The sequence below is a fragment of the Roseiflexus castenholzii DSM 13941 genome, from assembly GCF_000017805.1.
In the GTDB taxonomy this organism is placed as follows: domain Bacteria; phylum Chloroflexota; class Chloroflexia; order Chloroflexales; family Roseiflexaceae; genus Roseiflexus; species Roseiflexus castenholzii.
Genome location: NC_009767.1, coordinates 415,537 through 440,906, shown reverse-complemented (window position 1 = coordinate 440,906; position 25,370 = coordinate 415,537). Strand labels below are relative to the sequence as shown.

Sequence of the window (25,370 nt, the reverse complement as noted above, 5' to 3'; positions counted from 1 at the left end):
TCAAAAACCATTAGTGCATAAATGACCACGTATTAGTGTTAGTTTTAGAAAGTCCATAGGTTAGCGTTATATAGTAGATAGCCGATCAAAGAACTCCTGCACCTTCTCTTCGGTATGAAACACAATGGTGATCCGAAGTTCACGTTCAGCACGGAACAGACTCACCGGCGTGCCAAGCAAACGCTCGAGTTCGCGCCGGATGTTCTGGTCATCCGGCGACAGGTCGGATGACCGGGAGGCGCGCTCGCGCTTAACCGGCGTCTCTTCCGGCAGACGCGGACGGACCGCTGCAAGCGCGCGATGGATGTCACCGGTCGTCCGGGCGTGGTCGGTGAGGCGTTCTACTTCACGAACGTTCAGGTCGTAATCGATAATTGCCGCTACTGTCGCTTCCTGCACTGCATCATCGGCGAGTTTGAGCAGCGCCCGTCCGTGACCGGCGCTGATGCGTCCGGCGAGGAGCGCCTGTTGAGCGACCGGCGCCAGTCCGAGGAGACGGCGCGTGTTGGCGACCGCCTCCCGACTCCGCCCGACGCGCTGTGCGATGGCTTCGTCACTCAGACCGAACTCATTTTTCAGGGTTTGATAGGCACGCGCCTCTTCGAGGGCGTTGAGATCGGCGCGTTGAATGTTCTCGATCAGCGCAATCTCGAGCGCCTGCTGATGCGTACTTTCGCGGACAATCACCGGTACATGTTCAAGACCGGCGCGGCGAGCGGCGCGCAGGCGGCGCTCGCCGGCGATCAACTCATAGCGACCGTTGTCACGTTCGGTAACGATCAGCGGTTGAATGATCCCATGTTCACGAATGGACGCCGCCAGTTCGTCGAGAGCCGATTCATCAAAATCGGTGCGCGGTTGATATGGATTAGCATCGATGCTCTCGATCAAGACCTCCCGCACGACGGTACGTTCCGTGTCAGCCGGGATTAATGCAGCAAGACCGCTGCCAAGACCGCGAGGACGTTTCATCGCACCACCGCCTGTCGATCAATACGGCGCAGCACTTCATCCGCAAGCGCTCCATACGCCAACGCGCCGCGACTCGACGGATCATACTCTGCAATGGTTTGCCCGTGGCTGGGGGCTTCGCTGATGCGCACACTGCGCGGGATCAGGGTGTTGAACATGCGTTGCGGGAAGTAACGACGCACCTCTTCAACAACCTGCTGCGCCAGGTTGGTTCGACCATCGAACATCGTCATGACCACCCCGATAATCGTCAGACGCGGGTTGAGATAGTCGCGGACCAGATCAATGGTCCTGTTCAACTGCGCCAACCCTTCAAGCGCCAGATACTCGCACTGAAGCGGAATAATAACCCCGCGCGCCGCGCACAGCGCGTTCAATGTCAGCAATCCGAGAGAGGGCGGGCAGTCGAGCAGCACCCAGTCATACCCGACCACCTGACTCAGCGCATCGGCGAGGCGCCATTCACGGCGTTCGGCATTGACCAGTTCAACCATCGCACCGGCAAGGTGCTCATTTGCCGGCACAATATCCAACCGGGCGCGCCCGGTTGATCGGATTGCGCGATCCAGACCGACGCCCCCCATGATCGCCTCATACGTCGAGTATTGCAGGTCGCGTTTCGAGATTCCCAGGCTGCTCGTCGCGTTGCCCTGCGGATCGCAATCGACCAGGAGCGCCTGCTGACCGCGGCGCGCCAGTTCCCCCGCGAGATTGACCGCCGTCGTCGTCTTGCCGACGCCGCCCTTCTGATTGGCAAGGGCAAGTATGTATGGTTCCGAAGCGCCGATGACTGACATGACTGTGCTGTTTCACGTGAAACGCTGCGCGTCTCTCCGACGTCGCCCCATTGTAGCATGAGGAAAGATTTCGCGCGAACGCCTGCACCGACCTGCTTCGCTGGCGATACGACGCCCATGGTTCAGGCGCACCTCTTGCCCTGCCCCTATCGCCCCGGTATAATTCCGCCTTGACGTACCGACTCACACCGTGTTAGTATGAATGTCAACGCCGGGAATCTTCACGTTTGCTGCGCTCAAACGCGCAAGCGATCCTCAGAAAGGTCGACCGATGATCCGTGTAACTGTTGACAGCATCCGTGTGAGTCTGCTGACACAGCATCGTGTCGTCGTCCTGCGCGAAGCTGAGAGTCGTCGCTACCTGCCGATCTGGATCGGCGCCTTCGAGGCTGACGCGATCGCACTCGCAATGCAGGGGCATGAACCGCAGCGCCCGATGACCCACGATTTGCTCAAGTCAGTCTTCAGTGAACTGGGTTCGACGATCAGCCATATTGTTATCAACGACATTCAAGATAGCACGTTCTACGCGCGGATTGTCGTTGAACAGGGCAGTCACACCATCGAGATCGACGCCCGTCCAAGTGATGCGATTGCGCTTGCCGTGCGCACCGACGCGCCGATTTACGTCGAAACCCACGTCTTTGAGGCTGCCGGTGTGCTCTTCGACGATGAGGAAACCACTGCCGCCGATGAAGAACCAAAGAGTGCATCGCGCGTACTGGACAGGGCATCCGAGTCTGATGAACCAGAATCTGATACATCAACCGACGAGGGGCTCTCGCTTTTCCGCGACTTTATCAACACCCTGGATATCGACGATGATGAACAGAACAAGGGAAAGAAACAGTAGCACGCCGGCAGCGCCACTTCCTCGTTATGAACGGTTCGTCAGACGTCCTCCTGCGACCAGGAGGACGTTCTCCTTCACCGCATGCCCGATATTGTGGAAAACACGGGCGATTCTGTGGATAAGTCGGTGATTCTGTGGATAAGTCGGTGGATCGGATGTGCCCTGTTGGTGAGAGAGGGTGCGCGTATGCCTGAAAACCGATGCTGCTCCCCATCGACTCGGGAAGCGCTCCACCGGTTGTCCGTTCGATTATTGCGCGCCCTGGAGAGTTATTCGCCGCTCTTTCCACTCTTCCACACTCCCTACTATGACGGTGATCTCTTCTTTCATTCAAAAAAGAGAGAGCGCTTCAGGAGATCGTTGACCACAGGCGCTGCGGTCCTGCGGATTGACAGCCGTCTGACTCTGTCGTATACATAATGAAAGAATGAGCGCATCGCTCCTGCCACATTGATCCGCGCGCCGATTTCGCTTACGGTGAGGTAACCGATATGGCCGCAACAATCCTCGTTGTTGAGGATGAGGAGCCGATTCTCAACCTTGTCGTCGCCTACCTGAAGGCGGATGGGTTCGCCGTACACACTGCGCGCGATGGTGAGTCGGCGCTGATGCTGGCGCAGACACTGCAACCCGATCTGATCGTTCTCGATCTGTTGCTGCCCGGAATGGACGGTCTTGAAATTTGCCGACGCTTGCAGCGCGATGGCGGTCCGTATGTGCTCATGCTGACCGCGCGCGCCGAGGAGGTCGATAAGGTCGTGGGGCTGTCCGTCGGCGCCGATGATTACCTGACCAAGCCGTTCAGTCCACGCGAGTTGGTGGCGCGTGTCAAGGCCATCCTGCGCCGGCGACGCCATACGAGTGTCGCTTCTCCAGCCGAGTCCGCCCTGTTGACCTTTCGTGACCTCCAGATCGATGTTGCGCGGCGCGAGGTGCAGCGTCGCGGCGTGCCGGTCACGTTGACGGCGCGCGAGTTCGATCTGCTCTATACGCTGGCTGCCATGCCGGGGCGTGTGTTTACGCGTGAGCAACTGCTCGAACGGGTTTGGGGACACGATTTCGATGGCGTGGATCGAGTGGTCGATGTCCATATCAGTTTGCTGCGGAGGAAACTGGAGGATGATCCGACGGAACCGACCCTGATCCAGACGGTGCGTGGCGTCGGATACAAATTCACCGGGTAATACCAATGACCGGTGACCATCCGGCATGGTCACCCCGATCAGCGCGAGGGGTCGTGCGCGACCCGCTCAGATTCCGAGCGCAGCGAGGAATGACAAGCAGGCGGTATCTTCAATCGTCATTGGGGTGATCCGATGGTTCGGCGTGCGAACGATGCGATCGCCCGCCCTGTTGCCTATGCACTGGTTTCATCAACTGCGCTGGAAACTGTTTGTATCGCACGCGATCATCATTGTGATTGCGATTGTGGTGCTGCTGGGTGCGGCGCAGATTCTGGTGCGCAGCAGCATGCTGGAAGGCGCTGCCATTGCAGCATTGTCCGGCGTAAATGATGAGGCGCTGGCTCTGGCGGGAGAAACGGCGATCCAGCGCCGTTTCCAATCTGTTCTCGAACAGGCGCTGCTCCTGGCGAGTTTTGGCGCCCTGGCGGCCGCTGTGGTCGTCAGCCTGTTCGTCTCGCGGCGTATCGTCGAACCCCTCCAGGACCTTACTGCGGTCAGTCGGCGACTGGCGCAGGGGTATTATCGGGATCGAACGTTTATCCATTCAGACGATGAACTCGCCGAACTGAGTCAGAGTATCAATCATCTGGCAGAGGCGCTTGATCGCACGGAACAGCGTCGTCTGGCGTTGATCGCCGATGTGGCGCACGAACTGCGCACGCCGTTGACGACCATCGAGGGGTATATGGAAGGGTTGCTGGATGGCGTCATTGCGCCGGATGAGCAGACCTTCACGCTGATCCGGCATGAGGCGGCTCGCCTGCGTCGTTTGACCGAGGAACTCGGTCTGTTGTCGCGCGCGGAAGCCGGTGAGTTGCGCGTCCAACCGCGTGTGTTCGATGTCTGTCCGTTGTTGCAGGAATTGGTTGCCCGATTTCAGCCGCAGTTCTCCGCCTGTGAAGTGGATCTGCAATTGCGCCTGACCGTCCCCTCCCTCGATCTCTACGCCGATCCTGATCGCTTGATGCAGGTGATGGTGAATCTGTTGTCGAATGCGCTGCGCTATACGCCATCCGGTGGTTTGGTTGAGGTGTCGCTGACGCTTTCTGGCGAGTATGCGCGCATATCGGTGCGCGATACCGGAATCGGTATCGAAGCGGAACACCTTCCGTTGATCTTCGAACGCTTCTATCGGGTGGATAAGTCGCGCACGCGCCACAGTGGCGGTACCGGCATTGGACTGACAATCGCCCGGCATCTGGTGTACGCTAGCGGCGGCGAGATCTGGGCGGAGAGCGATGGGATCGGAAAAGGCGCGACGTTCCATGTCACTTTGCCGACCGCAATTGTTCATCAACCGATCCGCATCGTTGTTGCGGATGCCTGAAATGCAGCGATGCTGCTGATGAGGAGGTTGTTCTGACCTGGACCGGACTGCTGGTAGGGGCCATGTTCTGGCTGGCGATGATTGCCATCGCGCTGATGCTGCTGACGTTGCTGTTTCCGCAACTCGAGCGCCGCGATGAAGATCGTCGCCGTTCGCCGATGCCGCACATCCCGCGTCGTCAGCACGAACAACGCAACCTTCCGGCAGTGACCATCCTCGAGACGCGGCAGACGGCGTCGATGTCGCCAACTGAGCAATCCGCTTACTGGTCGTCGAATCTGCGCTTGATTACGATTGTGCTCCTCCTGTGGGCAGGCGGCGCATTTCTTCCCGCGCTTCTTGCGCCTGTCTTGAATCCGATTCGGGTGTTGACCGGCTTTCCGCTCGGGTATATCCTTTCGGCGCAGGGCGCACCGCTCCTTTTCCTGGTATTGACTGCGCTCTACACCGCTATCATGACGCGGCGTGATCGTCGCTTCGGCGGTCGCGTTGTCCAGGGCATGCCCGTCTTATCCGACACGGCGCTGCCGGTGGTTCTGGTGATGACCGGCGGCGCTTTGATCGTTATCGCCGATATCGTTTTTTCTCTGCCGTTGACGCTCATCGGTTGGGGGGCAATTGGGCTGACTATCGCCATCTATGCTGCAATCGGCATCCGCAGTCGCACCGGTGATCTGGACGAGTACTACGTCGCCGGGCGGCGCATTCCTGCGTTGTTCAACGGGTTGGCGATCAGCGCGGACTGGATGAGCGCCGCGACGTTTATCTCGCTGGCGGGCACGCTCTGGATGCTGGGTTACGAAGGTCTGGCGTATATCATCGGATGGACCGGCGGGTATGTCTTGCTGGCGTTGCTTCTTGCGCCGTACCTGCGTAAGTTTGGCCAGTCTACGATTCCTGAGTTTATCGGCGCGCGCTATGCCTCAACAACGGCACGCCTCGTGGCTGCCATCGTTACGGTGATTGTCTCCTTCACCTACCTGACGGCGCAGGTGTCGGGAATTGGACTGATTATGGGGCGTTTCCTTGGCGTCAACTACCTGTTCGGCGTGGCGATCGGTCTCGGCGCCGTGCTCTTCTGCTCTTATCTGGGGGGGATGAGAGCGATCACCTGGACGCAGGTCGCCCAGGCGATTGTGATCGTTGTAACCTATCTGACGCCAGCTGCATTGCTCTCGCTCAAGGATACGGGAATTGTGCTGCCGCAGGTAATGTACGGCGCAGCCTTCGATGTGATCGCCGAACTGGAACGCGCACAAAGGATTGCAACATCGTATGCCGAACCGTTCAATGACTGGTCGGTCTGGCAGTATCTGGCGCTGGCAACCTGCCTGATGTGCGGCACAGCGGGTTTGCCGCATATCCTGGTGCGCTTCTACACGACGCCATCAGTGGTTCATGCCCGGCGAAGCGTGGCTTGGGCGCTCCTGTTCATTATGCTGGTCTACCTGACGATCCCGGCGTATGCCGCGTTTTCGCGCTGGGAGATTCTGGCGCACGTCGTCGGTCGACCGGTGCGTGCGTTGCCGCAGTGGGCGGTTAATTGGGGGAATGCCGGTCTGTTGAGTATTACCGACCTGACAACGCTCGAAGGTCGCAGGGTTGCGGAACTCCCGGCGTGGGCGGCAGTGGCGCTGGAGAGCGGCGCGCTTCAGTTTGCCGATGCCAATGGCGATGGCCGTGTCCAACTCAATGAGTTGAGCGGCCGCATGGTTACCCCTTCGGCAACGGATGGCATCCTCCAGTATAGCGAGTTGAAAATCAGCCCCGATCTGGTCGTGGTCTCGACTCCTGAAATTGTCGGGTTGCCCGGCGCTGTCGCGGCGCTGGTGATCGCCGGCGGGCTGGCGGCGGCGCTGAGTACTGCCGATGGATTGTTGATCGTCATTACCTCGTCGGTGGCGCTGGATATCTATCAATCACTGAATCGGCGCGCTGCCGTGCGCACCCTGCTCTCCATCGGTCGCATAACTCTCTTTCTGTCCGCCGCGCTTGCAGCAGTGACGGCGCTGCGTCAGTTGGGCATCATTGTCGAACTTGTCGCCTGGGCGTTCTCGATTGCCGCTGCAACCATGTTTCCGGTGCTGACGCTTGGCATCTTCTGGCGGCGCGCCAATCGTCAAGGTGCGATTGCCGGCATGATTGTCGGATTGTTCGCCATTGTCGGCGCAATCCTGGTCAACTGGCTGAGTCCTGCCACGACCATCCTTGGTATTTCTGGACCGGCGACCGGTATCTTTGGCATGGTCGCCAGTTTCATAACGACGGTCGTTGTCAGTTGGTTGACCCCTCCGCCGTCGCCGGCAACCCAGACGTTGATCGATGCGCTGCGTCGTCCGTGATGTGCGGGTCCGGTTGTTCTGGCAGTGTCGGGGATTTCCACGGACGGAACGGCAATCTGTCGCTCAGATCGGCGCTGAAGAGTCAATCTGAGCGGTCGTGGTTACGGGCAGTCGCGCAGATGCCGGGGGTGCGCCGAGCGCGAACGTGAACGTCCGCGCATGCGCCGCCGGTCGGGATTGGTGGCGGCGATCAATGCCTCCAAGCGGCGTTGTGATTCTTCATCCATTACGACCGCGCCTGCGATGCGTGTGACGCTTGACACATCGCATCCCGTCGTGTACCATGCCAGGGTGAATAAGCCTAAGACTGTGCGTTGACGAGGACGAGTAGTTGCGCATCAGCCTTCAGGGAAGGCGCGCCGAGGACTGCGAGCGCGCCTGGCGACGAGCGTAGCGAAAACCCCCTCCGAGCCGCCTCTAGAACATCGAACCGATCAGTATGGAGGCGCGGGTTCGCCCGATACCGCGATCATGAGGGAAGACGTTGCCAGCAGTTTTCGACAGGCAGCGTTCTTCTAAACATGGGTGGAACCACGGAGCAGCCCTTCGTCCCATGCGGGATGAGGGGTTTTTTATTCGACCATGACACGACGCTATCGGTCTGTTCAGCGTCAACCGCGTTCGCGTCGCGGCATCGCATGTCTGGGATGGATAACGGCGCTCATCTGGGTGCTCGTTGCGCTCGTTGCTGCCTACCTGTTCGTGCTGCGCCCATCGCTCAGCCGCACGGTTGGTGAGCAGGCAGTGCAACGTCTCAATATCGATGGAACGCAGAGTGGCGCAGGGGTCCTGCCAACACTGGTCACGGCGCTTCCTTCCGGTGAGGTGCGTATCAGCGAACAAGAGATCAACGCCTACCTGCTGGCGCATGCCGGTCTGCTCGCGCCGATCGATCAGGCGACGGTTCGTTTGGTCAGCGGCGGTCTAGAGGTTGATATTCGCGCGTTTGGCCTCGATGGGACTGCGCGTATGGGGGTGGCGCTCCAGAATGGCCGCGTGATTGCGCTCAATCCGCGTCTTGACGGTCCGCTCGGTCGCCTGGTCTCACTCGGCGATCTGCTGGCGCCGATCGAGCAGCGGTTGAACGAATTGTTGGAGGCGCAGGGGCGACGTATCACCGATCTACGCATCGAACCCGGTGAGTTGATTGTTACGGTAACGGATACATAAAAGCGGCGAGGTTGTCTATGCCGGTCAAACCAGAAACCGATCCCTACTACCGCCTGCGTCATTCCGCTGCGCATGTGATGGCGCAGGCCGTGCTGGAACTGTTCCCGGAAGGGAAAATTGCGATTGGTCCGCCAATCGAAGATGGGTTCTACTACGATTTCGATCTGCCGCGTCCGTTGACGCCTGATGACCTGGAAGAGATCGAAAAGCGTATGCGCCGGATTATCGCCGGAAAGCACCCGTTCGTCTACCGGGTCGTCGATCCCGATGAGGCGCGCGCGCTGTTCCGCGACCAACCATACAAACTGGAGTTGATCGACGGACTGCTCCACGGTCAGGACGAATACGGCGAACAAGGAAGCACAAACACGGTCATTTCGACGTACAGGCACGATACGTTCGAGGATCTCTGCCGTGGTCCGCATCTGGAACACACCGGACAGATCCCGCCGGATGCCTTCAAGTTGATGAGCGTGGCCGGAGCGTACTGGCGCGGCGACTCGAACCGTCCAATGCTCCAGCGGATCTACGGTACCGCGTGGAACAGCAAAGAGGAACTCGACGCCTATCTTCACCGTCTCGAAGAAGCAAAACGCCGCGATCACCGTCGGATCGGGAAAGAACTTGGCCTGTTCTACTTTTCCGAGGATATTGGTCCCGGTCTGCCGCTCTTCACGCCAAAGGGGGAAATGCTGCGCCATCTGATGGAGTCGTATGTGCGCGAGGTTCAGACGCGCTATGGGTATCAGCATGTCTGGACCGGGCATATCGTCAAAGAGACGCTGTACAAGAAGTCCGGGCACTATGAGGCGTACCGCGAGAACATGTTTCCTCCCATGATCGAGGATGAGGAGCACGTCTACCGCCTGAAGCCGATGAACTGCCCCAGCCATATGACCCTCTACAAGGAGATGGGGATTCACTCGTACCGCGATCTGCCGTTGCGCTTTGCGGAGTTTGCAACGCTCTATCGCTACGAGGAACGCGGCACGCTCACCGGTTTGACGCGGGTGCGGGCGCTGACGCAGGACGACTGTCATATTTTCTGCCGTCCTGATCAGATCGAAGAGGAGTTCGGGCTGGCGCTGCGTCTCATTCGTGAGGTGCTCGAAACATACCGCTTCACCAATTACCGGGTGCGTCTCTCGCTGCGCGGCGAAGGCGGAAAGTATATCGCGGACGACGAGGCGTGGGATTTGGCGGAGCGTGCGCTGCGCACCGCGCTCGATCACTACAGTGTGCAGTACGAGGAGGCGCCCGGCGAAGCGGCAATCTATGGACCGAAAGCCGATTTTCTGGCACATGATGTTCTGGGGCGCGAATGGCAGTTGTCGACCATCCAGGTCGATTTCATTCAGCCGCGTCGTCTGGGTCTGGAGTATATTGCGGAAGATGGTCAACCGCGCACGCCGGTTGTGTTGCACCGTGCTGTCACCGGCACCACCGAGCGGTTCATGGGGGTGTTGATCGAGCACTTCGCTGGCGCGTTTCCGCTCTGGTTGGCGCCGGTTCAGGCAGTGGTCATTCCGATCTCCGACGAGCGACACGGCGCCTATGCCGCCGACGTGGGGCGGCAACTGACCGCAGCCGGATTGCGGGTCGAGGTTGATCTGAGCAGGGAGCGCATGCAGGCAAAGATTCGTCAGGCGCAGTTGCAGAAGATACCGTATATGCTTATAATCGGCGATAGAGAGCAGCATGCCGGCGCCGTCGCCGTGCGCTGCCGGTCGGGTGAAGACCTCGGCGCAGTGCCGGTTGCGGCGTTCATTGCGCGCGCCCGCGCTGAGATTGAAGCAAAGGCATAAACAAGGAGCATCGATGAAGCGATTTATGATCGGCTTTGCCGTCGGCGCGGCGATCGGTGCAGTGGCCGTGGCTATCGGAACGGCGCGCTTTGGCGGCGTCGAGGCGCTGGCCGGGCGCGTTCGCGGCGCGATCGCGGCCGGGCAACGGGCGATGGAAGCCCATGAGCAGGATCTGTGGGCTGATGTGCGTCGCCGTCGCGCCGCGGGCATGTCGTCTGCCGATCAACGTTCGTCCGATCCGCCAGGAGCGCTATATGAACGCTGAGATTCTGGCGATCGGCTCGGAGTTGTTGCTCGGCGAGACGATCGATACAAATAGCGCCTATCTGGCGCAGCAGTTGGCTGCCATCGGCATCAATCTGTTCCGCAAGTCGGTTGTCGGCGATAACGAAGAGCGTATTGCCGCAGCGATCAGTGAAGCGCTCGGGCGCGCCGATCTCCTGATCTGCACCGGCGGGCTTGGTCCGACGGTCGATGATGTGACGCGCGAAGCGGTTGCGCGCGCCCTCCAGCGTCCGCTTATCTTTCATCAGCACCTGCTCGACCAGATCGAAGCGCGCTTTCGCGCATTTGGTCGTCCCATGCCGCAGAGTAATCGCCGTCAGGCGCATGTTCCCGAAGGCGCGCGGATCGTGGAAAATCCGCGCGGCACTGCGCCCGCGTTCATTGTCGAAGATGCGCGTGGTACAGTCGTTGTGCTGCCCGGCGTTCCTTCCGAAATGCGCTACCTTTGGGAAAACGCCATACTGCCGTACTTGCGCGATGAGCGTGGTGAAACTGGCGTCATCCTGGTGCGCACCCTGCACGCCGTCGGACTTGGCGAGAGCGTGATCGGCGAATTGCTTGCCGATCTGATGACGCAAACCAACCCGACGCTTGGGATTTCCGCCAAGCGTGCGCAGTATGAGTTGCGTATCGGCGCCAGGGCGAACAGCCGCGCCGATGCTGAGGCGATGATTGCCGGGGTCGAGGCGACGATCCGTGAACGGCTTGGCGCGAACCTGCTTGGCGCCGAACGCCTGGATCAGACAGTCGCCCGTCTGCTGCGCGAGCGCGGCAAAACGATCGCGCTGCATGAGGGCGTGGCTGCTGCGCCGCTGTACCATGCCCTGAGCGCCCAAAAAGATGCGCTTGCCGCGTTGCGGGGCGTGATTATTCACCCGGCGGATATTCCAACCGACGATGAGGCGGCGCAGAGCCTGGCGCGCACCGGCGCTGTCGCAGTGCGTCATCAGTGGCGCGCCGATGTCGGGCTGGCACTGCAACCGTCGAGCGTAATTGCAGCGGATGGCTTCGCCACGATGTGCGTGGCGCTCGCCCACGATGGCGGGGTGAACGAGTGGCGCCGCCGCTTTGATATGCGCAGCGAGGACGTCTGGGATTTTGCCGGCACGATGGCGTTCGATGCGTTGCGGCAATACCTTGCAGCGTTGTAGCCCGGCGCCTGGGTATTGTCGCAATGTACTGCGCTTCACGCTATTGCTCGTGACGTGCTCGCGCACTCCGGGCGCCAGCGCGCCGCGCCATGACAGTGGTTGTGATGTTCGGCTAGACGTTTGTTCGTGTCCCGTTCTTCAGCGAGTACTCCCCCTTGATTGCATGGATCTCCGAACCGCCATCCGAACTGTGCATAGCGACCCGCTCTGGTGGCGCAAAATCCTGATCGGCGGCGCGTTATTCATGTCGGTCGTCGGTGCGCCGTTTGCCGGCGGATGGATTATTGAGTATATCGACAACTCGCGGAAAGGGTATCCTGCGCCGCTTCCTCCGTGGTTCGACTGGTCGACGCGCTGGTTGATGGGGATGTTCGCCTGGATTATCGACTTTCTATTTTATGTCATGCCGTTCATGGTTGCGGGAGTCGTCGCCTTTTGTGTGGCGTTTTCGGCGGTATTGAGCAATTCCCCGGCGTTTGCCAACCAGGCCCTGACCATCGTTGGCGTTGTCGCGCTCATGTATGTGATCTTCATGTTTATGAGCAGCGTTTCGATGGTCGGTCGCCTGATCTATGTGCAGGATGCTTCACCGGAGCATGCGATGAGTATGCGCTCCTTGCGCGAAGCGTTGCGACCCGGCGCGCGCGGGGTGTACTTCCGGGCGCGTCTGGTGTCGCTGCCTGCCTATTTGCCGGCGATCGCCCTTGGAGGGGTGACGTTCCTGGTCGCCAACCTGACCATTCCCGGCGTTCTGGTGATCGTTCTGGTGCTGATCTGGCTGACGTTGATCGCGCTGCTTTATGCGCACCTTCTCGTTGCTCAGATATATGTTGCAGCGGAACGCGAACTCGAGCGACGCGGACTCTCCCGTGTCAGTGAACTGATGTAGCAAGGAGGAGACATGGAGATCGGAAAGACCTTCAGTTTCGTGACCGAGGACGAACAGTGGATTACGAAGGTGCTGATCGGCGCTTTGATCCCTCTGATACCGATTGTGGGAACGTTCGCCGTTCAGGGGTATTCGTACCGTGTGGCGCAAAATGTGGCGCGCGGCAACCCGCGTCCGCTCCCGGCATGGGGGGAATTCGGCGATCTTCTGAAGACGGGCTTTATGGCGTTTGTGATCCAGTTCGTCTATGTGTTGCCGGTGGCGATTATCTATGGAATCTTCGTGGCGCTTACTATTGCTGCCGCAGCGATTTCAGGCGAGTCGGAGGGGGGGGCGGCGTTTGTTGGATTGCTCAGTCTCTGTTTCCTCCCGCTGATCTTTATCGCCGCGATTGTGTGCGGTTTTGCCGCGTTGGCGGCAATCATGCGCTATCTGGCAACCGATTCGTTCGGCGAGGCGTTCAAATTCGGCGAGGTTCTCGCCATGCTGCGCAATCATATCGGCGTGTTCCTGATGATCCTGGTTGTAGGCATCATCGCCGGTGTTGTTGCGGGTTTGGGCGCCATTGCGTGCGGCATCGGCGTGCTGTTCACCGCATTCTATGCGCAGTGTATGATCGGGCATGCGGTTGGTCAGGCGATGCAGCGCATCTTCCCGGCGCAGCAACCGGTCTATGCTGCGCCAGGCTACTACGGACCGCCGCCGGGCTATGGTCCGCCGCCATCGTACTGATATGTCTGCTCACCTGCGTCATACCTTTACACTGCGCGAGGTGTTCTACCCCGCCAACCTGTTGACGCTGGCGCGCCTGCTGATGTTGCCGGCAGCACTGCATGCGATGCAGCGCCCTGAACAGCGTTGGCGGGCGCTCGGTATTCTTGGCGCCGCAATGTTTACCGATGCGATTGATGGGACTATTGCCCGCCGCAGACACGAAGTTTCGCCGCTCGGCAAACTGCTCGACCCGGTGGCGGATAAGTTAATGATCGATGCAACATCTGTGACGCTCTCGCGGGTGCGCGGGTTCCCCTGGTGGGCGACGGCGCTCATCGTGGGGCGCGATGTTGCGATTATCATTGGAGGGTTGCTGATCTATCGACGCCGGCGGGTCATCGCAACCGCGCATCCGTCGGGTAAAGCAACGACCCTGGCGTTGACGCTGGCGATGCTGCTCTACCTTGCCGACGGTCCACGCAGCGGACGCCCGGCGCTCTATGCTGCGATGGCGCCTTTCGCCCTCTCAGCATTTGTCTATCTGCGACAGTTGTGGCATGCAACCGGCGACGCGCCGCCGGATTCGGCGCATCCGTCGGTTGCCGCCGGTGGAACGTGAAGACGGAAGAATATCCGGCGAGGAGGCGTGAAATGCCAATAGCTCTGGTCGTTCACGGCGGTGCGTGGGATATTCCCGACGACGAGGTCGAACCGCATCTCGCTGGATGCCGTCGCGCGCTGATGGTTGGCTGGGAGGCGCTGAGCAGCGGCGCCTCCGCGCTTGATGCCGTTGAGTCGGCAGTACGTGTTATGGAAGACGATCCCGCGTTCGATTCGGGTGTTGGTTCAGTGCTCAATCGCAATGGATTGGTCGAACTCGATGCTGCTCTCATGGACGGCGCCACATTGCGGTCGGGCGCTGTCGCCGCAGTGCGTGGCGTTCGCAATCCGGTCACACTGGCGCGCCGCGTGCTCGACAGTGAAGCGGTCTTGCTCGTCGGTCAGGGCGCCGAACATTTTGCCGATGCGGTCGGTATCGAGCGGTGCGCCAATGAAGACCTGGTTGTGCCGCGTGAGCGCATGCGCTGGGAGGAACTGCGGCATCGTGAGGCGTACCGCACGCCGGATGCCTTCCAGCGACCGCCTGGCGAAATCGCCGGGCAGCGCGGTATTGTATGGGGAGGCAGCGACCGTGAAACGGCATACGCCGCTTCTCTGCACGCCGAACATCACCCTTTGCGCTGCGATCAGCCGGGCGATACGGTGGGCGCCGTGGCGCTCGATCGTTACGGAAACCTGGCGGTTGCGACATCGACCGGCGGCACGCCGTTCAAACTCCCTGGACGGGTCGGCGACACGCCGTTGATCGGCGCAGGGTTGTACGCCGATGTGCAGACCGGCGGCTGCGCATCGACCGGTTGGGGGGAGTCGATTATCAAAGTGTTACTGGCAAAGACGGCGACCGACCTTCTGGGCGCCGGGCATGCGCCGGCGGATGCAGCGCGCATGGCTATCGAACGCCTCGAACAGCGTGTTTACGGGTTAGGAGGCGTTATCCTGCTGGATGTGCGAGGAAGGATAGGCTTTGCGTTTAACACTCCACGCATGGCATATGCGTACTGTATTGAAGGTAGAGAGATCGTGACAGGAGTATGACAATGAGCGCTGAACTCGAAGCGAAATTCACCGCCGCCGCTGAAGCCGCCACGCGGCTGTCGAAGCGTCCTGATAATGAAACGATGCTGCAACTCTACGCCCTCTACAAACAGGCGACCGTCGGCGATGTCAGCGGCAAGCGTCCCGGCGGCTTCGATTTTGTCGGTCAGGCGAAGTACGATGCCTGGGCGAAACTCAAGGGGGTGTCCAGGGATGCGGCGATGCATCAGTACATCGACCTGGTTGATCGGTTGAAATAGAAATACGCACCTGAAGTGCCGGGTGCGTCTGCTGGTTGGTTCGAGCCAATACTGACGCTGCGGAGCGTAACGCCTCGGTTGCCGCTGCCTTGCCCAGCCTGCGTGTATGATTGCTCGCGCCAGAGGAAACGATGCTGCGATAGGTGAAGATTCCATCAGATCAAGGTTGGGCAGTGATGAGCCGATCAGAAAGAGACCTCCCTTTTTCAGGCGCTCTCATCAAGCGCCGCCAGTTCGCGTCCACGCCGTTTCAGCACATCAGCGAGTGCGAAGTCGCCACCCCAAGGGATGATCTGCGCGCCCAGTTCGCGGTAGCGCATCAGCGCATCAATCGAAGGCGCGGTGATGCCCCAGGTTTTTCCGTATTGGGCGGCTGCCGCCTGCTGTACGGCGCCGACTTCCCGATCAGCCACATTTGCGGTCGTTGCGTTGCAATCGGCGACTCGTTCCACCGGTTCTACGCTGAGGACATGCGTCTCGACGAGCGACATACGACACTGCATCCGGCGCTGATCGGCAGCGAGTCGCTTCGCAGCCTGAAACTCGCAGCGTGGCGCCTCAAACTCAGCGATCGCCAGATTGAGGACACATTCTTCTCGAACGCTGCCCGATTGTATGGGTTCGCGTAATGCGCCTCCAAGCCGAGACCGTTCGGTTGCACCGGGCGTCACCGGCACAACGCACGCACGGGAAAGGACGGAACAGAGACGTTGCTATGCAACGTCTCCTCCAAGCATGGTCTCATTGTCCTTCGCGGTTATCATGAGCAGAATGGCAGCGCCAGCAGCGCGCCGCAGCGACGCTGGCGCATGGGCGATGATGCAGTTGATGATGTCATCGAGTCCTCCGTTCCGTCAGTCTCGAACGATGACCAGCGTGCCGACGGGATAGTTGGCGGATGACGACGGGAAGACCGCGACGCCGATCGTCGTCGCCTGTTCAAACAGGAGGCGAATGTCGCGAAAGTTCTTCCCGCCGAAGATGCACGGGTCGGACGACGGCGCTCCGTCGAACGTGACGCCAAGAAAAGTGATGCCGCGTATTCGAGGGTGTTCGCGCACCATCGCCTCGACGCGCTCATTTCTATGTGCGCGCTGGGCTTCGACGGCGAAGGCGTCAAACTCCGGGTCGCGCGTCAAGGGACGTCCGGCGGCGCACTGCACGGCGGCGAACGCCGCGTCGTGATAGCGCGCGTCGGGCTCGGGCGGGGAGAGACAGATGACATTCACCCGAAAGTCACCAAAATTTGCTGCCTGACCGCCTTCCAGAGCAAAATCCAAATCCTGGCCTGACCCAAACAGTACTGACCCATACGACAAGAAATCGGCTTCCTTTCCGTCAGCGCAGACGCCATCGATCCTTCCCGGCCCCAGCATCATGAAAGCGCCCGGCAAAGTGGGAATAAAGTCGCTGAATGCGAACGAGTTATCGGGTTGAATATCGACGAGCGTTGTAAACCATCCTTCGGTCGAAACGGAAATCTCCCCTTGCGAGGTCATGACCACTTCCGTCACGCCGCTGAGCGGATGATCTTCGGGATAGTACGGTCCCTCAATTCCGACAGACGCCTGCTTGATCTGCATACCGCTATTGCTGACCGCATCCCAGAACGGCATCCCGCGCTCCACGACCCTGCCGCTCACGCTTGCCACGCCGGGACGATAGGGTCCATAGAGTTCCTTGCCGAGGAGTCCGAGCAAGACGCGATACTGCGGCGGGTTATTGGGATGATATTCGAAGCGTGCGCGTTCGAACCACTGCGTCAGCACCGTCGCACCATCGGCGTTAGTCTCCATCATCGGCTCAGAGATCGGCAGACCGAACAGGGCGATTGACTCGGCGCGCGTCACGCCGCGAAAGCCCAGGTCTAACCCATAGCGTCGCCAGTAACTGCGGAACGGCTCACAGAGGGTATGCCCGGTTTCAGGAAAGAAGTCGCATCCGCGCTTTGGCGTACCCTTGGGAAAATCCTGCCAGTTGCGCCCCTGCTTTTGCAGCACCTCAACGCCCAGGCGGCCAAGTTGCACCCGGTATGGCTCAGGATTTTCAGGATGGTACTCAAGCCGGTTGCGCTCAAAGATTTGGGTGGCATAGGTATTCCCGTCGTCCGGGCTAGTCATCAAATCGGTCGGCGCCAGCGGGTAGCCAAAGATCGGCAACCCGCCGTTTTTGCTCCAGAACTGATAGAACGGCGGTGCAATCCAGTTCTGCGTTTCCCGAAAGAAAACGGCGGTCGTACTTCCTTCCTCGGCGGCGGGCGCCGCTGCCGCGCTGCTCGCGCCTGCCGCGAGCAACAGCACGATCAGGGCAAGACGGAGATAAAGATAATGCATTGGACGTGTTCCTCCCTGGAGATGACGCAAGTATCAACACGTCCCCATGCTAGACAACCCCCACATTGGTTGTCAAGAAAACGTTAAGATCGACTTAATTGCAGAACAGTGTCATTATTGCAAGCTCATCTATCGACAACCATCAATCATTCTCTAACTCTTAACCCCGGTCTCTCGCCGCTTCTGTTCGCGCTGGCGCTCGGTGAGGGTGAGCAATCGTTTCCGCAACCGGATGCTCTTCGGCGTCACTTCGACCAACTCATCGTCGCTAATGTACTCGATGGCGTCATCAAGACTCAGCACGCGCGGCGTTTCTAATCGGATGCCCTCTTCCGCCGTCGAGGAGCGGATGTTCGTCAGATGTTTGCGGCGACAGACGTTTACTTCCAGGTCGCGCTCGCGGATGTGCTGACCGACAATCATGCCTTCGTAGACTTCCGTGCCGGGTGTGATGAAGAGTGTTCCGCGCTCCTGAGCCTGGTTGAGCGCATAGGCAGTGGCGACGCCACGTTCCGACGCGACGAGCGAGCCGTTGGATCGCGTGACGATCTCGCCTGCCAGCGGTTCATACCCGATGAACAACGAGTTCATCACCCCCTCGCCGCGCGTGGCGGTCAGGAACGTCTGGCGGAAGCCAAGCAGACCGCGGGTTGGCACGTGGAAAATCATATGCACCGATCCGCCATCGCGGATGCTCATATCGCGCATCTGCCCACGCCGCTGACCCATCAACTCGATGACGGCGCCCTGATATGGTTCGGCGACTTCCAGTTCGACCTGCTCGATTGGTTCGTATTTGACCCCATCGATCTCTTTGAAAATAACCTCAGGACGCGAGACCTGGAACTCATACCCCTCGCGGCGCATCGTCTCGATGAGAATCGTGAGGTGGAGTTCACCGCGTCCACTGACGATGAAAGCGTCAGGCGAGTCAGTATCGGCGACACGCAGCGCCACATCGCGCTCGAGTTCCTGGTAGAGTCGCTCGCGCAATGTGCGTGAGGTGACGTGGGTTCCTTCACGTCCGGCAAAGGGGCTGGTATTGACGCTAAACGTCATGCGCACCGTCGGCTCTTCGACCGCAATTGATGGCAGCGCCTCCGGGCATTGCGCATCGGCGATCGTATCGCCAATGCTGGCGTCACCGATCCCTGCAATGGCAATAATGTCGCCGGCGGCGACCTCCTCGATCTCGTTCCGGTCCAGGCCATTGAAGACGAACAATTGACTGACCTTTGCGGGGATCACGCTGCCATCGCGCGCGATACGCGCCACCGCCTGTCCTTTGCGCAATGTCCCGCGCCGCAAGCGCCCGATCAGAATCTTGCCTTTGTAATCGTCGTATACCGTGTTCGTCACCAGCAACTGCGCCGGACCGTCCGGATCGACCTGTGGACCGGGGATCTGATCGAGGATAGCATCGAACAGTGGCTCGAGCGAGTCGTGGATTTTGAGCGGCGATCGTCCGGCGACCCCTTTGAGCGCATTGGTGTAAATCGTGGCAAACTCAGCCTGTTCATCAGTCGCACCGAGTTCGATGAACAGGTCGAAGGTTTCATTGACGACGTGGTTCGGGCGCGCATTCGGACGGTCGATCTTGTTGACGACGACGATTGCGCGATGCCCGGCCTGCAACGCCTTGCGCAGAACGAACCGCGTTTGCGGCATAGGACCATCGACTGCATCGACCAGCAGCAGCACGCCATCGACCATATTCATCACCCGCTCGACCTCACCGCCGAAGTCGGCATGCCCCGGCGTATCGACGATATTGATCTTGACGCCGCGGTAGGTGACGGCGGTGTTCTTCGCCATGATCGTAATGCCGCGTTCGCGCTCAAGGTCATTCGAGTCCAGCACACGCTCGGCGACCGGTTGATTCTCACGAAAAATGCGCCCCTGGCGCAGCAACCCGTCGACCAGGGTCGTTTTGCCGTGGTCAACATGGGCAATAATGGCAATGTTACGAATGTCGTTTCTTCGAATCATCTCGTTTATCCGCAAAATGCCCCGACCGTTGCGGTCGGGGCGATACATCGCACATGGAGTGTTGACATCCGGGCAATCGCGCTCGATGTCGCTTTTTCCAGCGCCAGTGTACCACAAAACCGGGCGAACGTCCACAACGCGAGTGATGAAATGCTGAACGCACACCGAATTCTCACGAATTGATCCGGACGTGCATGGATCAATGGTCTTCCATTCCAGGACCACCCGTTATGTATCCGTGTGCATCGGCGCTCCCTTCCCTTCATATGTCAGTCCTGGATGAATCGTCGCCTTGCGCCGCACCTGGCGGTACGCTATACTCAGTCTGAACGCCGCGCTGATCGATTCGTGCGAACGCACCACGGGCGTGGTATCCTCATGATGCGCTGCATCATGGCATCAAGGGGACAGGCATGGAGAAATCGCTCAGGATTGAACTGTTCGGCACGCTCACCGTCCTGGTCGATGGTCATCCCGTGCCGGACTCCGCCTGGCGTTCCCGGCAGGAGCGGCGTCTGCTCGCCATACTCGCCGCAGCGCGGGGACGGCTTATCGCTGCCGACCGGCTGTATGAGTGGTTATGGCCCGGTTCAGATCATGCCAGCGCAGCGGTAAACCTGCGCAGCGCCATCAGCAGTCTTCGTCGCCTTCTCGAACCAGAAGCCGACCGCGCCTCACACCGCTACATTCTGACCCGTTCCGGCGGGTATGCCTGGAATATGGAGAGTGGCGCGTGGATTGATGTTGATGCGTTTCTCTCGTTAACAGAACCGACCGGAACCGACGATAGTGTTGCCGCAAAGCGCGAAGCGGAACGCCTGGAACGCGCCGTTGCGCTCTACCGCGGCGATTTTCTCGAAGAGGAGCAGGATCTTGCGTGGGTCATTATGGAGCGTGAGCGTCTGCGCGCGCGCTATCTCGATGCATTGCGACGACTTGCGGAGATTAAACTCGATCGCGGTGATCCAACAGCGGCAATGGCGCTGGCCGGGCGCGGCATTGCCGTGGCTTCGCTTGCCGAACCGCTCTGGCGGATATTGATGCTGGCGCAGGCGCGCGCGGGCGACACGGCGGGTGCGCTTCAGAGTTATGAACGGTACCGGCATCTCCTGGATCACGAACTGGGGGCCGTGCCGTCCCCTCAGACACAGGCGCTCCACATGGCGATCCTGCGCGGCGATCTCGGAGTCGAACGGCGAATCGGCAGTCCTCCATTGCAGGGAGATCACAACGAGCGGCTGCGCTCAACCGACGTGCGCAGTGCCGGCGGTCCTCTCCAGGCAATACGTCTGCCACGGTCGGCATCGACGCCAATTGTTGGGCGACAGGAGGAACTGGCATTGCTCCGACGCTGGCTCGCCGATCTCGATCAGCGCACCGGCGGGATTGTCACGATCGTTGGCGAAGCAGGAATCGGGAAAACGCGCCTGCTGACGGAAACGTTGCGCATTGCCGCCGACCGTGGCGCTCTGACGCTCGAACTGCGCGCGACCTCATTGGATCAGGGGTTGCCCTTTGCAGCGGTGAGTGAGGTGTTGCGTTCACTGGTGCGCAACGCGCCAGAACAGCGCCTGCGCCGGTTGCCGCAGTTTGCGCTGGCGCAGATTGCCGATCTCTTTCCGGCGCTGCGCGAACGGTTGCCAGACCTGCCAGCGTTGCCGGATGTCCCGCCGGATGAGCGTCGCACTCGTCAGATCGAAGGCTTATGCGAACTGGCGCTCGACCTGGCGCACACCCTGCCGCTGGTGATCGCGCTCGATGATGCACAGTGGGCGGATGAAGCCACACTGGCGACCATTGGACGTCTTGCCCGCCAGTCATCGCGCCGATCATTACTGATCATGCTGGCATACCGTGCTGACGAACTCAGTGATAATCCGTCGCTCCACCGCCTGCTCCGCACACTTGGACGCGATATGCTATTGCGCCCGCTGGTGCTCAACCGTCTTGACGCCGCCGCAGTGGCGGAACTTCTCGCCACGCTTGCCGGAGTCGAAACCGGACGGGTCGCACGTCTGGCGCCTCAACTTGCGATCAGCACCGGCGGCAATCCTCTGGCGATTATGGTGACCGTCCAGGCGCTGCTGGAGAGTCGCGGCGCAGCGTCACTTGCTGCTTTGCTGCCCGATCTCGAAGCCGGTGCGCCATTCCCCGATCCGACCGAAGCGCCGCAGATGCGTGAACTGGTGCGCACGCGCCTTGACCGTCTGCCTGCAACTGCGCGTAACCTGGCAGAACATCTGGCTTTGATCAACCGCCCCGCGTCACTCGACATGATTGAACGACTTGGCGGTACCGACGCGCTCGAAGCCGCGCAAATCCTGCTCGAACGCCAGATACTGGTTGAAGATGACGATGCGCACCTTGCGTTCAACCACGATCTGGTGCGTTCGATCACGGCAGCAACGCTCTCGTCGCCGCGACGGCGTCTGCTCCATCATCGGATCGGCGAAGCGATGGCGGCGCTGGAAGGGCATCTGCCGGAACGCGCCGCCGAGATCGCCTATCACTTTCGACAGGCGGGCCGTACCGCTGATCGTGAAACGCTGCGGTATGCAACTGATGCTGGCGACCATGCGCGTCGCGCATTCGGCTATCGTGATGCATTGCGCCACTACGACGCCGCTCTTGAGGCGGGCGAGCGCCTCGGCGACGAAGCGCCGGTCGAGGTGATGCAGCGCGCCTTCGCCGGACGGTTGCTGACGTGCGAGACGCTGCTGGACTGGCATGGGCTGGAGGAAACATCGGCGCGCTATGAGCGCTGGGCGATGCAGCGCAGTGTGACGCCGCCAACGCTCGTTGCGCCGCGTCGGTTGGTGTTGCTGCGCGCGCTGATGGGCGATCTGGCAGGCGCTGCCGCGATCAGCGCGGCGCATACGGCGCGCGCGCAAAAAGGCGGTTGTGTTGAACCGCTGCCTTCGATTGCCGACATGCTTCAGCGCACGGCACTGATCCTACAGCCTGATACGCTTTCTGTCGTCTCCGAGCGCTCGCGTGGGGAAGCGCGCAAGCGTCGGATGGGGATTGGCGATCGGCGCTCTTTAGGGGCGGATATTGTTTCACGTGAAACAGTTGAATCAGAAATCCAGTCTGCCGATCTCCGTTCGATGCGTGATGCTGATGCGGCATGGCATGCGTTTCCATCGTTCATGCTCGCTCATCCTGTTCCAGGTAATCCGGCGGAAGAACTGCCTGAACTTCTCGGAGCGGACGAAGCGGCAGCGGCGTTGTTCCAGATAGGATGGGCAGCGCTTATGCAGGGATTGCTGCGCAGCGCGCGCCCGTGCCTGATCCGATCATACGCGCTGGCGGTCGAAACCGGTCAGGCGCCGGCAGCCGTTGTCTCGGCGCTGCAACTGGCGCACCTGAATGCGCTTACAGGCAAACCCGACGAAACGGCGATCTGGCTGGAACGGAGTCTGGAGACTTCGGCACGTGCATCCGAAGCTGCATGGGCGTCGATCTGGCCCCGCATCCATCAGGGTTTTCTCTGGCTCATCGATGATCGCCTGGCGCAAGCGGAAGAGCGTTTTGTCGATATGGCGGCGCGTCTTGCCGGTGCACCGGCATTTCAGTCACACCGCGCCAGTATTGCCGTCGGCATGGGGATGATCGCGCTGGCGCGCGGCGACCTGACAGGCGCGGACTCTTATTTTCACGAGGCGCTGCGCGCGTCGCAGCAGTTGTATGGTTTTATCTATGTGAGCGCGCATCATGGTCTGGCGCGTCTTGCGGCGTTGCGCAACGACTTGCCGCGCGCCCGTGACGTGTTGTTGCACGCGCTGCGCTACAGCGCTCAGCGGGCGCTGCTGCCGGAGTATGTCCGTACCGTTATCGAGGTGGCGCGTATTGAGCGCGACTTTGGCGATCCTATCCCCGTTCTTCCTTATTTGCGCATTGCTGTCCGTCTTGCGCGTGACGCCGGACTTGCGCCGCTTGCATCAGCCGCCTCTGCCTTGTCTACCCGTCTTGAGGAGAGTCACCGTGTCCCCTGAACCAATCACTCGCTACGATACATCCGGTAACATTCGCATCTACCGCATGCCGCTGCGCGTTTTTCCGGGAATGTCGGCGAATGTCTATGTGGTCATTGCGGGCGATTATGCTGCGCTTATCGATACTGGCAGCGGTCTGGGAGAGAGCGACGCCGACCTGCGCGCCGCCTTCGCCGCCCTGCGCTCCGATTGGAACGAGCGCCTGACTTGGACCGATCTGCGCCGCATTATTATTACCCATGCGCATATCGACCACTATGGCGGGTTGACGGCGCTGCGCACCCTGACCGATGCGCCGATCGCGGTGCACGAACTTGACCGGCGTGTCCTGACTCATCATGAAGAGCGGTTCGTCATGGCGCGTCGCGCCCTCGCTGCATTCCTCCGTCGCGCGGGTGTGTCGCCTGCAAAACACGCAATGCTGCTGCAATTGTACGGTTGGAGCAAAAATCTCTTTCGCTCGGTCGATGTCGCAACTACCTTTCGTGAAGGGGATATGATCGACGATCTCTTTCGCGTCTATCACTCTCCCGGTCACTGTCCAGGACAGGTCTGTCTGCACATTGGCGATGTGCTGCTGAGCGCCGACCACGTGCTGCCGCAGACGTCGATCTTCCTGCCGCCGGAGAGTATTACCCTCTCGACCGGTCTCGACCATTATCTCAGGGCGCTGCGCGCTATCGATGCGTTATCAGGCATTCGCCTGACGCTCGGTGGTCACGGCGCGCCAATCGATGATCTGCATGGATGGATTGAGCGGATCATCGGCGCTCAGGAGCAGCGTCTCGATCAGGTGCGCGCCTTGTGCAGCGAACCGCACACGATTGCCGAATTGACCGCAGCGCTCTACCCGGCCGCTGCTGGCTATGAAGAACTGCTGGCGTTGCAAAAAGCCGGCGCGTATGTCGAGTATCTCGATATGCGCGGCGAACTGACTATCGCCAATCTTGCCGATGTCGACCTGGATGAAAGCGCCGCGCCGCGCTACTGGCGGGGGTGAGGGGAGAGGGGCGAGGGGCGAGGGGCGAGGGGCGAGGGGCGAGGGGCGAGGGGCGAGGGGCGAGGGGTGATACCAATGACGATTGAATCTGCCGCGTGCTGGTCATTCCGAGCGCAGCGAGGAATCTGCGCAGGTCGCGCACGACCCCGCGCTCTGCTCGGGGTGACCATGCCGGATGGTCACCGGTCATTGGTATGAGAGGGGCGAGGTGAGAGGGGCGAGGTGAGAGGGGCGAGGTGAGAGGTGAGAGGTGAGAGGTGAGAGGTGAGAGGTGAGAGGCGAGGCGCGATACCAATGACGATTGACGATGCCGCGTGCTGGTCATTCCGAGCGCAGCGAGGAATCTGCGCGGGTCGCGCACGACCCCTCGCGCTGCGCGGGGTGACCATGCCGGATGGTCACTGGTCATTGGTATGAGAGGTGAGAGGTGAGAGGTGAGAGGTGAGAGGTGAGAGGCGCGATACCAATGACGATTGACGATGCCGCGTGCTGGTCATTCCGAGCGCAGCGACTAGTCATTCCGAGCCCTTCGCTTCGCTCAGGGTAAACGCAGCGAGGAATCTGCGCAGGTCGCGCACGACCCCGCGCTCTGCTCGGGGTGACCATGCCGGATGGTCACCGGTCATTGGTATGAGAGGGGCGAGGTGA

The 25,370-nt window shown here is 60.4% G+C and carries 21 protein-coding genes; 16 read left to right on the top strand and 5 right to left on the bottom strand.

Annotated features, from left to right (window positions below; genetic code table 11):
- Positions 1–66 precede the first annotated feature (66 nt).
- Together RCAS_RS01855 and RCAS_RS01850 are read right to left on the bottom strand one after the other, a co-directional pair.
- Entirely contained in the window at positions 67–972 is a 906-nt protein-coding gene (locus RCAS_RS01855; RefSeq protein WP_011997892.1) for a ParB/RepB/Spo0J family partition protein, read from the bottom strand.
- Entirely contained in the window at positions 969–1,769 is an 801-nt protein-coding gene (locus RCAS_RS01850; protein WP_011997891.1) for a ParA family protein, read from the bottom strand. The genes RCAS_RS01855 and RCAS_RS01850 overlap by 4 nt, the downstream gene beginning before the upstream one ends.
- Positions 1,770–2,040: 271 nt before the next feature.
- Between RCAS_RS01850 and RCAS_RS01845 the strand changes: the two genes are divergently transcribed.
- From RCAS_RS01845 to RCAS_RS01785, 13 genes are all read left to right on the top strand, one after another.
- A complete protein-coding gene (locus RCAS_RS01845) occupies positions 2,041–2,622 on the top strand; it encodes a bifunctional nuclease family protein (RefSeq protein WP_011997890.1) in 582 nt (193 codons plus the stop codon).
- A 491-nt stretch (positions 2,623–3,113) separates the two neighbouring features.
- Positions 3,114–3,806 (top strand): response regulator transcription factor, encoded by a 693-nt coding sequence (locus RCAS_RS01840; RefSeq protein WP_011997889.1) that lies wholly within the window; start codon positions 3,114–3,116, stop codon positions 3,804–3,806.
- Positions 3,807–3,957: 151 nt separating this feature from the next.
- The gene (locus tag RCAS_RS01835; RefSeq protein ID WP_232280126.1) at positions 3,958–5,133 is read left to right on the top strand and encodes a sensor histidine kinase; all 1,176 of its coding nucleotides are present in this window, start codon (positions 3,958–3,960) and stop codon (positions 5,131–5,133) included.
- A 62-nt stretch (positions 5,134–5,195) separates the two neighbouring features.
- A complete protein-coding gene (locus tag RCAS_RS01830) occupies positions 5,196–7,475 on the top strand; it encodes a VC_2705 family sodium/solute symporter (protein ID WP_011997887.1) in 2,280 nt (759 codons plus the stop codon).
- A gap of 582 nt (positions 7,476–8,057) precedes the next feature.
- Positions 8,058–8,645 (top strand): hypothetical protein, encoded by a 588-nt coding sequence (locus RCAS_RS01825; RefSeq protein ID WP_011997886.1) that lies wholly within the window; start codon positions 8,058–8,060, stop codon positions 8,643–8,645.
- A gap of 17 nt (positions 8,646–8,662) precedes the next feature.
- Positions 8,663–10,450 (top strand): threonine--tRNA ligase, encoded by a 1,788-nt coding sequence (gene thrS, locus RCAS_RS01820; protein WP_011997885.1) that lies wholly within the window; start codon positions 8,663–8,665, stop codon positions 10,448–10,450.
- A gap of 13 nt (positions 10,451–10,463) precedes the next feature.
- Entirely contained in the window at positions 10,464–10,715 is a 252-nt protein-coding gene (locus RCAS_RS01815; protein WP_011997884.1) for a hypothetical protein, read from the top strand.
- Positions 10,705–11,886 (top strand): competence/damage-inducible protein A, encoded by a 1,182-nt coding sequence (locus RCAS_RS01810; protein ID WP_011997883.1) that lies wholly within the window; start codon positions 10,705–10,707, stop codon positions 11,884–11,886. Before RCAS_RS01815 ends, RCAS_RS01810 begins: the two co-directional genes overlap by 11 nt.
- A gap of 163 nt (positions 11,887–12,049) precedes the next feature.
- Positions 12,050–12,775 carry a DUF4013 domain-containing protein gene (locus tag RCAS_RS01805; protein WP_011997882.1) on the top strand — a complete coding sequence of 242 codons (726 nt, stop codon included), beginning with the start codon at positions 12,050–12,052 and terminating at the stop codon, positions 12,773–12,775.
- 12 nt (positions 12,776–12,787) lie between these two features.
- Positions 12,788–13,507 (top strand): DUF4013 domain-containing protein, encoded by a 720-nt coding sequence (locus RCAS_RS01800; RefSeq protein WP_011997881.1) that lies wholly within the window; start codon positions 12,788–12,790, stop codon positions 13,505–13,507.
- 1 nt (position 13,508) lies between these two features.
- Entirely contained in the window at positions 13,509–14,108 is a 600-nt protein-coding gene (locus RCAS_RS01795; protein ID WP_011997880.1) for a CDP-alcohol phosphatidyltransferase family protein, read from the top strand.
- Between the two features lie 32 nt (positions 14,109–14,140).
- Complete coding sequence (locus RCAS_RS01790; RefSeq protein WP_011997879.1) at positions 14,141–15,145, top strand: isoaspartyl peptidase/L-asparaginase family protein; 1,005 nt, start codon at positions 14,141–14,143, stop codon at positions 15,143–15,145.
- 2 nt (positions 15,146–15,147) lie between these two features.
- Positions 15,148–15,405, top strand: coding sequence for an acyl-CoA-binding protein (locus tag RCAS_RS01785; protein WP_011997878.1), 258 nt, complete (start codon positions 15,148–15,150; stop codon positions 15,403–15,405).
- Between the two features lie 206 nt (positions 15,406–15,611).
- Here the strand turns inward: RCAS_RS01785 and RCAS_RS01780 are convergent, their stop codons facing one another.
- On the bottom strand, positions 15,612–15,896 hold the full coding sequence (locus RCAS_RS01780) for a hypothetical protein (RefSeq protein WP_157042501.1): 285 nt from the start codon (positions 15,894–15,896) through the stop codon (positions 15,612–15,614).
- Here RCAS_RS01780 and RCAS_RS25465 point away from each other — a divergent pair.
- Positions 15,876–16,034 carry a hypothetical protein gene (locus tag RCAS_RS25465; protein WP_198135982.1) on the top strand — a complete coding sequence of 53 codons (159 nt, stop codon included), beginning with the start codon at positions 15,876–15,878 and terminating at the stop codon, positions 16,032–16,034. The genes RCAS_RS01780 and RCAS_RS25465 overlap by 21 nt on opposite strands.
- A gap of 225 nt (positions 16,035–16,259) precedes the next feature.
- Here the strand turns inward: RCAS_RS25465 and RCAS_RS23125 are convergent, their stop codons facing one another.
- Together RCAS_RS23125 and typA are read right to left on the bottom strand one after the other, a co-directional pair.
- Positions 16,260–17,738, bottom strand: coding sequence for a hypothetical protein (locus RCAS_RS23125; RefSeq protein ID WP_011997876.1), 1,479 nt, complete (start codon positions 17,736–17,738; stop codon positions 16,260–16,262).
- A 153-nt stretch (positions 17,739–17,891) separates the two neighbouring features.
- Complete coding sequence (gene typA, locus RCAS_RS01770) at positions 17,892–19,727, bottom strand: translational GTPase TypA (RefSeq protein WP_041331408.1); 1,836 nt, start codon at positions 19,725–19,727, stop codon at positions 17,892–17,894.
- Positions 19,728–20,140: 413 nt separating this feature from the next.
- Between typA and RCAS_RS01765 the strand changes: the two genes are divergently transcribed.
- Positions 20,141–23,722 carry an ATP-binding protein gene (locus RCAS_RS01765; RefSeq protein ID WP_011997874.1) on the top strand — a complete coding sequence of 1,194 codons (3,582 nt, stop codon included), beginning with the start codon at positions 20,141–20,143 and terminating at the stop codon, positions 23,720–23,722.
- Entirely contained in the window at positions 23,712–24,722 is a 1,011-nt protein-coding gene (locus RCAS_RS01760; RefSeq protein WP_011997873.1) for an MBL fold metallo-hydrolase, read from the top strand. The genes RCAS_RS01765 and RCAS_RS01760 overlap by 11 nt, the downstream gene beginning before the upstream one ends.
- The last annotated feature ends 648 nt before the right edge of the window (positions 24,723–25,370 follow it).

What these genes read in the sequence shown, in the direction of transcription:
- RCAS_RS01855 (WP_011997892.1), bottom strand. Translation starts at nt 972, where the DNA reads ATGAAACGTCCTCGCGGTCTTGGCAGCGGTCTTGCTGCATTAATCCCG.
- RCAS_RS01850 (WP_011997891.1), bottom strand. Translation starts at nt 1,769, where the DNA reads ATGTCAGTCATCGGCGCTTCGGAACCATACATACTTGCCCTTGCCAAT.
- RCAS_RS01845 (WP_011997890.1), top strand. Translation starts at nt 2,041, where the DNA reads ATGATCCGTGTAACTGTTGACAGCATCCGTGTGAGTCTGCTGACACAG.
- RCAS_RS01840 (WP_011997889.1), top strand. Translation starts at nt 3,114, where the DNA reads ATGGCCGCAACAATCCTCGTTGTTGAGGATGAGGAGCCGATTCTCAAC.
- RCAS_RS01835 (WP_232280126.1), top strand. Translation starts at nt 3,958, where the DNA reads ATGCGATCGCCCGCCCTGTTGCCTATGCACTGGTTTCATCAACTGCGC.
- RCAS_RS01830 (WP_011997887.1), top strand. Translation starts at nt 5,196, where the DNA reads ATGTTCTGGCTGGCGATGATTGCCATCGCGCTGATGCTGCTGACGTTG.
- RCAS_RS01825 (WP_011997886.1), top strand. Translation starts at nt 8,058, where the DNA reads ATGACACGACGCTATCGGTCTGTTCAGCGTCAACCGCGTTCGCGTCGC.
- thrS (WP_011997885.1), top strand. Translation starts at nt 8,663, where the DNA reads ATGCCGGTCAAACCAGAAACCGATCCCTACTACCGCCTGCGTCATTCC.
- RCAS_RS01815 (WP_011997884.1), top strand. Translation starts at nt 10,464, where the DNA reads ATGAAGCGATTTATGATCGGCTTTGCCGTCGGCGCGGCGATCGGTGCA.
- RCAS_RS01810 (WP_011997883.1), top strand. Translation starts at nt 10,705, where the DNA reads ATGAACGCTGAGATTCTGGCGATCGGCTCGGAGTTGTTGCTCGGCGAG.
- RCAS_RS01805 (WP_011997882.1), top strand. Translation starts at nt 12,050, where the DNA reads ATGGATCTCCGAACCGCCATCCGAACTGTGCATAGCGACCCGCTCTGG.
- RCAS_RS01800 (WP_011997881.1), top strand. Translation starts at nt 12,788, where the DNA reads ATGGAGATCGGAAAGACCTTCAGTTTCGTGACCGAGGACGAACAGTGG.
- RCAS_RS01795 (WP_011997880.1), top strand. Translation starts at nt 13,509, where the DNA reads ATGTCTGCTCACCTGCGTCATACCTTTACACTGCGCGAGGTGTTCTAC.
- RCAS_RS01790 (WP_011997879.1), top strand. Translation starts at nt 14,141, where the DNA reads ATGCCAATAGCTCTGGTCGTTCACGGCGGTGCGTGGGATATTCCCGAC.
- RCAS_RS01785 (WP_011997878.1), top strand. Translation starts at nt 15,148, where the DNA reads ATGAGCGCTGAACTCGAAGCGAAATTCACCGCCGCCGCTGAAGCCGCC.
- RCAS_RS25465 (WP_198135982.1), top strand. Translation starts at nt 15,876, where the DNA reads ATGCGTCTCGACGAGCGACATACGACACTGCATCCGGCGCTGATCGGC.
- RCAS_RS01780 (WP_157042501.1), bottom strand. Translation starts at nt 15,896, where the DNA reads ATGTCGCTCGTCGAGACGCATGTCCTCAGCGTAGAACCGGTGGAACGA.
- RCAS_RS23125 (WP_011997876.1), bottom strand. Translation starts at nt 17,738, where the DNA reads ATGCATTATCTTTATCTCCGTCTTGCCCTGATCGTGCTGTTGCTCGCG.
- typA (WP_041331408.1), bottom strand. Translation starts at nt 19,727, where the DNA reads ATGATTCGAAGAAACGACATTCGTAACATTGCCATTATTGCCCATGTT.
- RCAS_RS01765 (WP_011997874.1), top strand. Translation starts at nt 20,141, where the DNA reads ATGGAGAAATCGCTCAGGATTGAACTGTTCGGCACGCTCACCGTCCTG.